We start from the raw sequence: 10,410 nt of genomic DNA, 5'->3' as shown, positions 1-10,410 counted from the left end.
TCCAATTATCCCTTGCAGGACAGGCACTTTCGCGTATCTACACCCCGACACTCACAATAATCCACGAAAAATCCGGGCTAGTCGGAAGGCGGCATGATGGTTCGTCAAGAGGGCGGCCGGTGGGACGTCGGCATTAAGGACAACGCGGTTTACCTTGAGCGTGTCTCGGAAGGCGACGAGCGATTATTCGACGATTCGTTGGCATCTGATGAGGCCCGCAAATTAGCCGAGCTCTTGACGAAATTTGCCGACAAGCTCGACGGCACCGATGAGTCGACGGACTCCGACAAGTCCAAGGACGCCAAGGATTCCAAGGATTCCAAGGATTCCGAGGATGCTGATGAGTCCAAGGACGCGGAAGACTCCAAAGACTCGGAAGACTCCGACAAGTCGTCGGATTAGGTGCCTCTCGCGGGAGTTGGCCGCAGCGCTCAACGAGGCCGTCGGTGAGACCAACAGGCCGCCTAGCCGAAAGATCTTGGGCGGCAATGCCCCTCGCCTATGCCGTTTCGGCGGGCTATCGCGCCCCGGCCGGGCAGGCCTTGCCTATCAACAAATTTGGCCCACCGACTCTTCCGCCAAGGCTGCGCTTAGCCGGCGGGTCGCAGCAGAGAGCTGCGCCCCCAGACGGGTGACCGCCGCGCCGCTCATCGGCTCGGCGCTCGGGACCAGGCTGAGCATCAGGGCGATGCGGGACCCGGGAGCCAGGATCGGGGAGTCGATGTGGCTCACCTCGTAGGTGCGGTCCGGGGACAGGCTGACCGGGAACCATTCCTCCTGGTGGATTAGCTCGTCGGTCAATGCTTGCGCCAGCTGGCTCAGCCGGGTGGAACGGACCTCGGCACTACGCACGAGCAGCGCCAGTTCCTGCAGACGCAGATCGGGCAGGAGGTGAAGACCGACCGCGTAACCACGCTCCTGGGCGGTGGCGATGGCCTGGCGGTAGCGATCGCGGACGTCCTCGGGCAGGGCGGCCAGCCAGCGCTCCCGAGCCTCTGGCCCGGCCCAGGCAACGGTCGATGCCCCATACGGTGGGCGGTGGGGGAACTGCGTGCCGATGGGCATCGGGTGACCGCCGCCGTGACGGCTTCGGACCTGATCGACGACGGTGGAGTAGTCATCGCTCACCGAGAAGGCAACGCAGTGGGCGCCCGTTGCCGCCGACAGCTCGGCCATCGCGGAGCGGGCCAACACCAGGGCCGGATAGCGGCCCGCGGCCTCTCGGCCGAGGCGGACCAGAGCGGGACCGAGGTGATAGGTCTTTCGGACCGGATCGCGCAGCAGCCAGCCGGCTCGCAGCAACTCAGAGAGCATCGAGTGGCAGCTGGCCTTGTGCACGCTCAAATGACGCGACACCTCGGCCAATGTCATCCCCCGGCTCACATCACCCGCCAGCTGTTCGAACAGGTTCACGACCCGCTCGGTCTGCGGGGAGGGACGCGGCGCCATAGGCGAATAGTCGCATAATGCGACTCCTTGCGGTGATATAAGCGACCATGTGACGATGGCCACAATGAAAGACCTTCCGGGCAAGGTGGCGGTCATAACCGGTGGAGCCGGGGGCATCGGCCAGGCCATGGGCAGGCGTTTCGGTCAAGAGGGCATGAAGGTGGTGCTGGCCGACGTCCTCGCCGAACCGCTGGACAAGGCGACCCGGGCACTAGCAAATGAGGGCATCGAGGTGGCCGGGGTGCTAACCGACGTCACTGACTATTCCTCGGTCGAGTCACTGGCCAAGGAGGCGCTCTCTCGCTTTGGTGCGGTGCACGTGGTGTGCAACAACGCCGGCACCGGCGGCGTCTCCGAGGGGTACATGTGGGAGCACGATCTGGCCGATTGGCGCTGGGGGATCGACGTCAACGTGCTGGGCGTCATCCATGGCATCAAGGCGTTCGTGCCCATGCTGCTCGAGCGGGGCGAAGGACACGTGGTCAACACCTGCTCGGGTAATGGCGGGTTCGCGCCGATCGCCCGGGGGGCCATGGGCGGACCGGCCACGGCGGTCTACCCGATGACCAAGGCCGCGGTGCTCTGTCTGACCGAGAGCCTCTACACGCACCTGGAGATGGCAGGAACGCGGGTTCAGGCGCACGTCCTCTTCCCCGGCGGCTTTTTGAACACCGGCATCTGGGAGTCGTGGCGGCACCGGCCGGAGCGCTACGCCGCGACCCAGGAACGTCGCACGCCCGACCAGACGCTGGCAAAGGTGGTGGCCCGCTTCGAGGCCGCGGGCGCACACGTCGAGTTCACCCCACTCGAGACGGTCGCTGACCAGGTGGTGGACGGAATTCGCGCGGGCCGCTTCTGGATGATGGGTCCGCCCACACCGGCCGATGAGGTCGTGAGCCGCAAGGCGGCATCCATCCTCGCTCGCGGGGCGCCCGACTACCTGGTCGACGTCCTCGCCCGAAGTGCCGAGAGGGACTCGAAAACGGAAGGAGAAAAGCGTTGAGCAACAACGTAATTCGCTACGGTCCTCGCCCACCCGAGGCGCAAGTCGACCACGAGATCGATGCCACCAAGGCGCCCATCGCCACCGAGGCGGTGACCATCACCTACCTCACTGATCCGGAAATTGTCGCGGCGGTGCTGCCCAAGCCGCTGGAGCCGGCGGCAGAACCAATAGTGCGAATCCAGGTTCAGCGGGTCCGCATCGCGGGCATGGCGCCCTTCGGGTCGGCGGTGTTTTCGGTGACCGCCCGGCACGGCGAACTCGAGGGCGACTATCCCCTCTTCATGCCCCAGTCCACCGAACAGTCGGTCACGGGCGGACGCGAAACGTTCGGAGAGCCAAAGAAACTGGCCCATATCGAGGTGGAGCGAGACGGTGACCGCGTCACCGCCACCGTTGACCGGTTGGGCTATCAGCTCATCAGGGTCGCCGGCCAGATCACCGGCCCGGCGGAGTTGCCTCCCGACCAGGTGAACACCGAGTTCTACTTCAAGTTCCTGCGCGCCCCCGACGGCAACGGCATCACCGACCCTCACCTGGTCTACGGCGAGTACCACCGACACTACGAGCTGCTGGAGACGATCGACGGCACCCTCGAGTTGGGAGAGTCCCCTCTCGACCCGGTGGCCGACGTTGCGGTCCGCCAGATCACGTCGATCACATGGTGTCGCCGGCGCACCATCCAGGTGGGTCGGATCGCGGCGCGCGTGCCGCAGGAGTGGCTGCTGCCGTACGTGCACCAGCGCTACGACGACATGGCGCTGCTCGCCGCCCCCAGGCCCGAGCCGACGCGGGTGTAGCCGATGGACCGGTACACCGTTGTCTCGGCGGACTGCCACGCCGGTGCTGATCTGCTCGACTACCGCGACTACCTGGATCCCCGCTACAGGGACGAATTCGACAGCTGGGCAAGGACATACGTCAACCCGTTCGCCGACCTCGCCGAGGCCGACGCCGAACACAACTGGAACAGCGATCGGCGCAACTCGGAGCTCGACCGGGAGGGCATCGCGGGGGAGGTCATCTTTCCCAATACCGTGCCACCGTTTTTTCCTCATGCGAGCCTGGCCGCCCCTCCACCGGAGACCACCCGGGAGCTCGAGCTGCGCTGGGCCGGCCTGCGTGCACACAATCGCTGGCTGTCTGACTTCTGCTCGTTGTCGCCCGAGCGGCGCGCGGGGGTGGGCCAAATCCTGCTCGGAGACCTCGACGAGGCCATCGCCGAGCTGGCGCAGATCGCCAAGCTTGGGCTGCGCGGCGGTGTGTTGCTGCCCGGGATCGCCCCCGGCACTGGCCTTCCCCCGCTCTACGCCGAGCACTGGGAGCCGCTCTGGGCGGCGTGCGCGGAGGCGGGCCTGGTGGTCAACCACCACGGCGGTAACGCCGGTCCCAGCCCGACGGACGGGTGGGGCAGCTCGTTCGCTGTGTGGGTGTACGAGACGCACTGGTGGGCGCACCGGGCGCTGTGGCACCTAATCTTCAGTGGGGCACTGGATCGCCATCCTGACCTCACCGTGGTCTTCACTGAGCAAGGTGCCGGGTGGATACCGGCAACCCTCGACTCGCTCGACGTCGCGGCGGCCCGGTACGGGCGAGCGGGCTCCGCGATCGCCCGATTCGCCGGGCCCACCGCCGGCTCACTGAGCCTCAAGCCCAGCCAGTACTGGTCCCGCCAGTGTTACGTCGGTGCCAGTTTCATGCGTCCCGTCGAGTGCGCCGAGCGCCACGGAATCGGCGTCGACCGAATCATGTGGGGAAGCGACTACCCGCACTACGAGGGGACCGCCCCCTACACCCGAGAAGCGCTGCGCCACACCTTCAGCGGGGTTCCGACCGCCGAGGTGGCGGCGATGGTGGGCGGGAATGCGGCGGCGGTGTACGGGTTCGACCTCGAGGCGCTCGCGCCGCTGACCGACCGAATCGGCCCGACCGTGGCCGAGGTTGCCGAGCCCCTGGCCGCCGTGCCTGCCGACGCGAGTAGCACCGCCTTCGAGCCCGACCCGATCCGTACCTGGTAGCGAAAGGACATTCCGTGGACCCGTACGTCATCATCTCCGCTGACACCCACGCCGAGCTCCCGACCGAGCGATACCGCGAATACGTCGACCCCGAATACCGGGAGGACTTCGAGGCCTACCTGGCCGAGAAGATCGCCGCCTCACAGGTCGGCGGATTCATCGACGAGCAGTTCGCGCAAGAGTGGTTCTCCGAGCATGGAGAGGGCATTGCCGGCGGCTGGGATGTCGCTCTGCGGGACAAAGAGCTCGACGGCGACGGGGTGGTCGGCGAGGTCATCTTCCCCGATGCCGACGCCGTCACCGGGGTCGCCGGGGCTCCGTTCGGGGCCGGCCTGGGCCAGTCGGGCGACCTGGACCCGGGGCGCGCGATGGCCGGGGCGCGGGCCCACAACCGATGGTTGGCCGAGCTGTGCAGCCACAGCCCCGAGCGGAGGGCCGGGGTCGCGGTCGTGCCGATACTGGCGGACGTCGACGCCGCGGTAGCCGAGATCACTCGCGCGGCCGAATCCGGACTGCGGGGCGGGATCCTGATCCCGGCGCGCTGGGTCGGTTACCCGCCCTACCACGACCGTCGCTACGACAAGGTCTGGGCCGCCTGCCAGGACCTGCAGATGCCGATACACACCCACTCCGGTCCCGCCCCGCAGGAGGAGTACGGAGGGCACCTGGGCATCTACGTCACCGAGGTGCGCTGGTGGGGTGCCCGGCCCCTGTGGTTCGCGTTGTGGTCGGGCGTGTTCGAGCGCTTCCCCCGGCTGCGATGGGGCGTCACGGAATGCGGTGCGTTTTGGGCCAACGATCTGCTGTGGCTGATGGACACGCGCTATCTGCGTGAGCACTCGGCCAAAAAGATGAGCCATCAGATGGAGGGCGACCTGACGATGCCGCCCTCGGCCTACTTCGATCGCAACTGCTTTATCGGGGCCACCACCACCGAGCGCCGGGAGCTGGCGCGGCGCTACGAAATCGGCGTATCCAACCTGTTGTGGGGCAACGACTTTCCCCATCCGGAGGGGACCTGGCCGCACACCCGCAAATGGCTGCATCGCTCCTTCTGGGACATTCCCGTCGAGGAGACCCGGCAGATGCTGGGCCTGGCGGCGGCAGAGATATACAAGTTCGATCTGGGTGCCCTCGCCGGGCTGGCCGAGCGCATCGGCCCGACCCCCGAGGACCTCGGTCAGGACGATGCCGTGAGCATCCCCAAGTGGGAGGCGGCCCGCCGGACCGGGCGCCACTGGCTGACGGACGCGGAGCCCATCCCCGACCTTGTGGAGAACTGAGGAACGGGTCAGGGGTTCGAATCCCCTTAGCTTCACGCGCTTTCCGTGCGCCTAGGCGATCGCAACCGATGCCTCCGCGAATGTGCTTTCAAGGCCGGTGGACGCGTTACAGGCCGTGGCAGGATGGCGATGATGACCAGAGGATCTGCAGGATTACCAGTTTCACTGCTGCTGATGGGTTGAGTGTGCCCCTGAAACGTGTTGACGAATTGGAGCCCGGAGACAAGATCCGCATGAGGATCGGGCATGCCACCGTCGTAGCGACTGAACCGCTCGACGACGGCCGCACCCTGCTCATCTTTGCTTACGGGACCAAAGCCCCCGCCGACAACGATCTCACCGTGGATGTTCTGAATCCTGACGAGTGGGGTTGGTAAAGCGAGGATCGGGGAACGCCGAGACAATCGGCCAAGAGCTTGTCGGCGGTGGCTCGGGGTACGACTATTGGGGGAATGGTCACGGACTCAGAGGAGAAACGATGGCCCCGGACGGCTTGAAAAGCTTCGTCAATTTATGCGCCGCGTCGCTCCCGATCGCCTTGTCGCTTTCCCCGACTGCTTTCGCCGACAGTCCGTCCTGGAACGGCCAGTACGCGATCACGTTCATGGTCGGTCCGAAGGCCGGGACCAGCATGGCGGTCGGCAACCCCGAGGTGCAGCACACCGAGACCTACGGTTTCCGCTCGAGCTGTACCAACGGAAAGTGCGTCGCCACAATCGTCAGTGGCCCTCCGCCGAGTAACCCGACGGTTCCCCAGCCGGTTCAGTTCACGTGGGATGGAACGTCCTGGTCGCAAGTCAACGATTTTCAATGGGACTGCATGATGCCCGACACCACGATCCAATGGAATCCGGCCCGAGCGACCGTGCGCTACACGCCCCAACCCGACGGGTCGCTTGCCGGCATTATGCACACCGACATCTTGAGCGGCGCGTGCCAAGGCACAATCGACATGGACATGAAGGCTGAGCGCGTGTGAATTTACGCGTTCGCGCACCATGAACACGGATTACGTTAGATATCAATGGATTCCGCGCGCTTTACGACGATCGCCGGGTTTGCGCTAGCTATGGCCTGTTGGCTATAAAGCACTGCACTCGGGTAACGGCGTCGGCCGGTTTGACTCCCATCTCCACTAATCTTTGAGCTACTTGGTCAGGGGGCACACCAGAATCGAGATCCGTCGCCATCACATGAACGCTGGGAAACCAGTTCTCTGGACTTACGCCCGGCGGCGGGGGCTGCGCATCGCCTCCTATGCAACGAACGTAACCATTGACGCCAGTGTCAGCGTGAGCCGGCGACGATGCCCCCATCAGCACAGCGATGGCGATGCCGACTGCGCCGGCGACATAGATGAAACGCATGCCGGGATTATCGCGCGTGGAGTCGTGGACCGCTAGATCGCCGACGTGGGGAAGTCATCGCCCGGTTAATTCGTTGGTGACGTCGTACCAGGTGCCATCGTGTCGGTGGTTGCCCATGTTGCGGCACTCGCCGGATAGTTCGACAGAGCCGGCTTTGAGTGTGCCGCCGCTCTTACCGATGGACGCCATGACGCCGTTCTTGTGGATCACTGCGCCGAAGGAGTGTTGGCCTGGTGGCGCGCCGGCTGACCAGCCGTTGGCCACCATTGTCTTTGCGATCTGGTCGAAGTAGGCGCCCTGGTCGACACCTGAGGGCGGATCGAACGAGACGTCTACTCGGCCGCGGAAGGGAGGGTCGCCCTGGTCGTTGCATGATTCCCAGCCGAAGACGGCTGAGACATTCTGCAGGCCGGCCGTTGTCACGATTTGTTTTGCCGGGTCGATGACCTGGGCTCGGGTTTGTTCGTCGGAGAGTGGATGCTCGGGGTGGTCGGGGTCGTGTCTAGAGGGGAACATCAGCGAACATCCTCCCAACAGCAAAGCGGCGGTCAGCGCCGCTAACCTCGTCGTCCATCGCAGGATCCGGCTTCTATTTGAAATCATGGTCTCTGGTGACTGTTGCCGGCGGTCGATCCCATTCTGGGTCGACAGTGACAGGCGTGCGGATCTCGACATGTGGTAGCGGAATGTTTCCAAGGGGCGTGTGTACCTCGGTAGGAGTAGAAATTTTCGCCTCGTCCCGCAGTGGTGCCAGCATCTGTTCGCTTGCCAGATTATTACCGTGGCCCGTGGCGATTTCGGTCATGTTGTGTAATGCTTCGCTGCCGCTGTCGTAGTAATGCGAATGGTCGCTGAACCAGGGCACCGCGTTGTGGGTGCCGGCGACCTCAGCGCGGAAGCGCACCGCCCCGAAACCGGCGTGGGCGGGATCGGTGCCCAGCCCGGCCAACTGCCCCAAGGGACCGCCGAGTGCGACGTTGACCGCGCTGGGTGCAGCGCTTCCCGATTCACCGATCCAGCTAATCGCATCCGTAGAGGCAGCACCGACGTACACCTGGCCGCCGTTGAGATGGAAGTCGGCGGCGCTGTGCGCCAAGTCGGTTCCTGGGCAGCCGATCAGCACGGCATCGTTGGCGTGCATACCGCTGTTGGCAAACGCGTCGGCCACCGTCGTCGATCCGTAGGAGTGCCCAATGACGGTCACGTGCGCCGGGATTGAGCCATCATGGGTAACCGCCAGGCTGTTGACGTCGGCTGCCAACAGTGCGCCGCCCGAGCGTGCCATCCATGGTGTGCCGACCTGTTGCAACTTCGACGGGTCGACGGCGGCCGCCTCGGGGTTCTGAAAGTCGAATTCGGGGGCGTTGTAGCCCATCCATGCGAGTACTGCGGTGGGGTGGTTGGGGTCTGCCTTGACCGACTGCTGGTAGAGGTTGATGGCGTCGTTGTGACCGTCGTATAGCCAGCCGCCCGTCACGCTGCTGTTGGTGCCGGGCACGATAACGGCTGTGTTCTGCGCCTTGTCGGGATTGCCGATCGCGATCGCGGCGCGGCCCTTGCCGCCGAAGGCCGTGGGGTCGTACGCCCACAGCATGACTGGCCGCGGGTTCTTGGGGTCGCCCCTGTCGTGTTCGATGCCTCGATTGGTTTTTACCGCGTTCTGGTATCTCGTGACGTCGGTGGGGGACAGCCCGTATTTTCCGGGGTTGGCCAAGATGTCGTCGTTGCGGCCGTTGAGGACGTCGTCGCGAAGCGATTGCGGTGCCATCCCGGAGCGTTGTGCGACATCTTCAATCCTGTGCAGGTCGTCGTTCATGACCGCTGCGTTGACCTGCCCGCGAACCTCGGCCGGAATGCCGTCGAGGTTGCCCAATTCGGGTCGGTGGTCGGCAATGAGTTGCTTCTGCTGATCGGGGCTGAGCGTATTCCACCACCGATTGACGTCCTCGGCATTCGTTCCCGGTGGTGGAAGCGTTATCGCCTGCTGCGGCGATTCGGGCGCGTCGACCCCCTGAATGGCGGTCGGGTCGTAGCCATCGGTGCGCAGGGTGGTCAGGGATTTCTGCAACATGTCTGAGTAGCCGCTGCGGATTGTCTGTAGCTGGACCAGCGCGGCCTTCGTATCGCGGATCGCGTCGTCTTCGCATGCGGTGATGAATTGGTTGAGTGCGTCCCTATCGGCCGCGCTCAGGTGCGGATCGTTTTCCATCGCGACGGCCTGGCCGATCATGTCGTCAAGCACGTGCAACTGCGCTTCCAACGCGGCGATCTGGCCGGCGGCGGTCTTCTGCGCTTCGGCCAAGGCGGCAGCGATGGTTTCCAGATCGGCCCCGATCTTGGGCAACTGCACGGACTGGGCACCGAGCGACTTGGCGGTGCGCTGGACTTCATCGGAGTCGTTGATCGGGTGGTCGCCATTCTGATGGTTCCAGGCCGCATCGAAGCGGTTGCGGGCTTGCTCGAATGTGTGGTCGGCCTCCGCGGTGGACCGGCCCGCGGCATGAAACGCCGCGGCCAAACTGGCGATCTGCGCCGGGTTGCCCGCCTGCAAGCTCCGATTGATCTTCCAAGGGTCGCCGCCGGCGAAGGCGACCAGCGCCCCGACGCTTATATAGCGGAGCTGCATCGTGCCCTCGGATGTCCACGACTGTTGATGCAGCCACCCCTGGGACCATCATCGACAAGCACGTTCCACCCCTCTGAACTGGTGTAACCCTAACTACCGCCGATGGCGGGATCAATTCAAATGTTGACGATTAAGCAGGCGGCAAGCGTCGCGGCGACCGCGCAGAAGGGCGTGCGTGTTAGCCGATACCCGGCCCGGAGGCCAATGGGAAGGCAAAGAGACGGCGAATCGTCCACGGCGGCAAGGCGTACGGCAACGCGTCAGCCGCGAGGCCGCTCGCCGCGATGAGATCATAAGCGGATGACCATCCACACCTGCATGGGTTGCGGGCTCCAAACCCGCTACTCCTATGGGCGTGCCTGCATGGGTTGCGGCCTCAGAACCCGCCGCTCGTATGGTCATCGGCCGGATTGGCATTCGCAGGCCGCGGTAGCGTTCGCGGCGCCGGCAAGGATCGTCGGCCTAAGCGAACGGCATCCGACGGCCGCGATGGCGCTGACGGTGCCGAGCGCAATCATCGCCATAGCCGCGGTCGCCACCTTCCATACCACCCACACTGAGTGGCCCGAGGGATGCCCATGTGCCGAGGTGGCGTCCAGATTTCGGTGTAAATCGGCGGGCGCAGGTTCTGGCTTCGGTGGGTGATGTTACGCGGTAGCGCTGA

At 64.9% G+C, this 10,410-nt stretch carries 11 protein-coding genes; 7 read left to right on the top strand and 4 right to left on the bottom strand.

The genetic code is table 11. The features are described 5' to 3' along the window. Window positions 1–96: 96 nt before the first annotated feature. Window positions 97–402, top strand: coding sequence for a hypothetical protein (locus AWC17_RS19265; RefSeq protein WP_046185195.1), 306 nt, complete (start codon window positions 97–99; stop codon window positions 400–402). A gap of 147 nt (window positions 403–549) precedes the next feature. On the opposite strand, the gene AWC17_RS19260 is transcribed toward AWC17_RS19265, so the two are convergent. Beyond that, on the bottom strand, window positions 550–1,449 hold the full coding sequence (locus AWC17_RS19260) for an IclR family transcriptional regulator (protein ID WP_046185194.1): 900 nt from the start codon (window positions 1,447–1,449) through the stop codon (window positions 550–552). A 64-nt stretch (window positions 1,450–1,513) separates the two neighbouring features. On the opposite strand from AWC17_RS19260, the gene AWC17_RS19255 reads away from it, so the two are divergent. The 6 genes from AWC17_RS19255 (at window position 1,514) to AWC17_RS19230 (ending at window position 6,732) form a co-directional block, all read left to right on the top strand. Then, entirely contained in the window at window positions 1,514–2,452 is a 939-nt protein-coding gene (locus AWC17_RS19255) for an SDR family oxidoreductase (protein ID WP_046185193.1), read from the top strand. Continuing rightward, window positions 2,449–3,252 carry an acetoacetate decarboxylase family protein gene (locus AWC17_RS19250; RefSeq protein WP_046185192.1) on the top strand — a complete coding sequence of 268 codons (804 nt, stop codon included), beginning with the start codon at window positions 2,449–2,451 and terminating at the stop codon, window positions 3,250–3,252. Before AWC17_RS19255 ends, AWC17_RS19250 begins: the two co-directional genes overlap by 4 nt. A 3-nt stretch (window positions 3,253–3,255) precedes the next feature. Continuing rightward, a complete protein-coding gene (locus AWC17_RS19245; RefSeq protein ID WP_046185191.1) occupies window positions 3,256–4,470 on the top strand; it encodes an amidohydrolase family protein in 1,215 nt (404 codons plus the stop codon). A 14-nt stretch (window positions 4,471–4,484) separates the two neighbouring features. Continuing rightward, the gene (locus tag AWC17_RS19240) at window positions 4,485–5,753 is read left to right on the top strand and encodes an amidohydrolase family protein (protein WP_046185190.1); all 1,269 of its coding nucleotides are present in this window, start codon (window positions 4,485–4,487) and stop codon (window positions 5,751–5,753) included. A 233-nt stretch (window positions 5,754–5,986) separates the two neighbouring features. After that, window positions 5,987–6,130: a hypothetical protein gene (locus tag AWC17_RS32780; protein ID WP_197083460.1), complete on the top strand. Its 144-nt coding sequence runs from the start codon at window positions 5,987–5,989 to the stop codon at window positions 6,128–6,130. Between the two features lie 101 nt (window positions 6,131–6,231). Beyond that, a complete protein-coding gene (locus tag AWC17_RS19230) occupies window positions 6,232–6,732 on the top strand; it encodes an Rv2253 family sensor-like surface protein (protein ID WP_046185188.1) in 501 nt (166 codons plus the stop codon). 88 nt (window positions 6,733–6,820) lie between these two features. On the opposite strand, the gene AWC17_RS34030 is transcribed toward AWC17_RS19230, so the two are convergent. From AWC17_RS34030 to AWC17_RS19215, 3 genes are all read right to left on the bottom strand, one after another. Beyond that, window positions 6,821–7,120 carry a hypothetical protein gene (locus tag AWC17_RS34030; RefSeq protein ID WP_082123092.1) on the bottom strand — a complete coding sequence of 100 codons (300 nt, stop codon included), beginning with the start codon at window positions 7,118–7,120 and terminating at the stop codon, window positions 6,821–6,823. A 54-nt stretch (window positions 7,121–7,174) separates the two neighbouring features. Next, complete coding sequence (locus AWC17_RS19220) at window positions 7,175–7,636, bottom strand: hypothetical protein (RefSeq protein WP_046185187.1); 462 nt, start codon at window positions 7,634–7,636, stop codon at window positions 7,175–7,177. Between the two features lie 73 nt (window positions 7,637–7,709). Continuing rightward, window positions 7,710–9,746: a putative alpha/beta hydrolase gene (locus tag AWC17_RS19215; protein WP_046185186.1), complete on the bottom strand. Its 2,037-nt coding sequence runs from the start codon at window positions 9,744–9,746 to the stop codon at window positions 7,710–7,712. Between the last annotated feature and the right edge of the window lie 664 nt (window positions 9,747–10,410).

The sequence above is a fragment of the Mycobacterium nebraskense genome (genome assembly GCF_002102255.1).
In the GTDB taxonomy this organism is placed as follows: Bacteria; Actinomycetota; Actinomycetes; order Mycobacteriales; family Mycobacteriaceae; genus Mycobacterium; species Mycobacterium nebraskense.
The sequence above is the reverse complement of the archived record's forward strand: the minus strand, read 5'-3'. Positions and strand labels throughout refer to the sequence as shown.